Origin of the sequence: Moorena sp. SIO3B2 (assembly GCF_010692525.1) — a bacterium.
GTDB lineage: Bacteria > Cyanobacteriota > Cyanobacteriia > Cyanobacteriales > Coleofasciculaceae > Moorena > Moorena producens.
Map to the genome: position 1 here is coordinate 1 of NZ_JAAHHE010000866.1, position 1,428 is coordinate 1,428.

The window sequence follows — 1,428 nt, forward strand, 5'->3', positions numbered from 1 at the left end:
AGGGGGAATTTGGTCAGTATGCTGGGCTGATTTAATGATTCGTAATAACTTCAATAACTGTGCAACTGATTCACTAAGTACTGATAACTTGTATGTATTTTTGTTACGGAGAAGAATTAAGGGGCAGAAAGCATTCTAAGGTTGATACTTGGTAACGCTAAATTGCCAATTGACCTCAGCTAGTTGGCTGATGATTTGGCGACCTGCGCGCTTGAGTGAGGGAATGAGATGATTCACGACCTGGATAAAACGTTGGAGGAATTGCTCAAGGGCGAACTCCCTCCTGACCTAATCTCGTCAGTTACGATTAGCTTTGCCACACCTGACAAGGATTTTAGTGTCAAGCCAGCGATTAATCTCTTTCTTTACGATGTGCGTGAGAATCTGGAGTTACGCAACACCACCTGGTCAACAGAACGCAGTAATGGCAGGGCGACCAAAAGGCGTAATCCAGTGCGAGTGGACTGCTCTTACCTAATCACCGCTTGGTCTGCTCTTACAGGTACAGGTAATGGTCAAAGACCAGAGCAAGAAGAGCACCAATGGCTGGGGGAGGTAATGAAAGTGCTACTGCGTCATCGTATGATTCCAGCGGCTGTATTACAGGGAAACCTCAGGGGGATGGAACCTCCGATCAGGACAGTTAGTCTCAGTCAGAGCAACCTACAGAGTTTGGGGGAATTCTGGCAAGCAATGGGAGGAAAGCCCAGACCAGCATTGAACTACACCCTGACTATGGCTGTGGAAGTCGATGATCCGGTTGACGCAGGAACCTTGGTAACCGATATGAGGATTGGGTGAGGGTAGGCAACAGGCAACAGGCAACAGGCAACAGGCAACAGGAGACTCGTATCTATGGTTTTTATTTGATTTCAGCAATATGCAGTTTAAATGCACAACAGCTTACTACTCTCAAAGTCCCCCGCCCCCCTAACCCCCCAATACTGGGGGGAATTAGCGGATGCTTCGCTTTTTGACAGAGGGGGATTGAGGGGGCGATGTTTAAATCCTGTAGTTGACTAAGGAGATTGTGCTGGTGTCAAATAAGATCAGGTTGGAGACAATCCGCCATCGGGTCGCGATCGCTGGGCAGGTTAAAGATGCCCAAACTGAGCAGGTGATTCCCGGAGCAGTGGTCGAAATTGCCGATATGCCCGAAAGCTTGAAAAGCAAGATAGATCTGCTAGCTGGCCTGTACGGAGATGACTGGGAAAAGAGGGTCGAGCGACCTGACCGCACTCGTACCAGAGTTGACGGCTATTTTTACTTCCAGGATCTCCCTGATGGGAAATATACCTTGACGGCTTCCTTGCCAGGTACGGGTACTCGCTATAGTGCTGACCCAACCATCAAAACTATACCGCCTGGTTCTGATCCGGAATCCGATCAGACCGAGGTTGAGGTGTCAAGAGATCCAGAAACTGGTGA

2 protein-coding genes are annotated in these 1,428 nt (G+C 48.8%); both read left to right on the forward strand.

What is annotated here, in order from left to right; translation table 11 throughout:
• Window positions 1-228: 228 nt before the first annotated feature.
• Window positions 229-801, forward strand: coding sequence for a Pvc16 family protein (locus F6K38_RS41885; protein WP_008184121.1), 573 nt, complete (start codon window positions 229-231; stop codon window positions 799-801).
• 235 nt (window positions 802-1,036) lie between these two features.
• On the forward strand, window positions 1,037-1,428 hold a 392-nt coding region (locus F6K38_RS41890; protein ID WP_287360744.1), incomplete at its 3' end, for a carboxypeptidase-like regulatory domain-containing protein.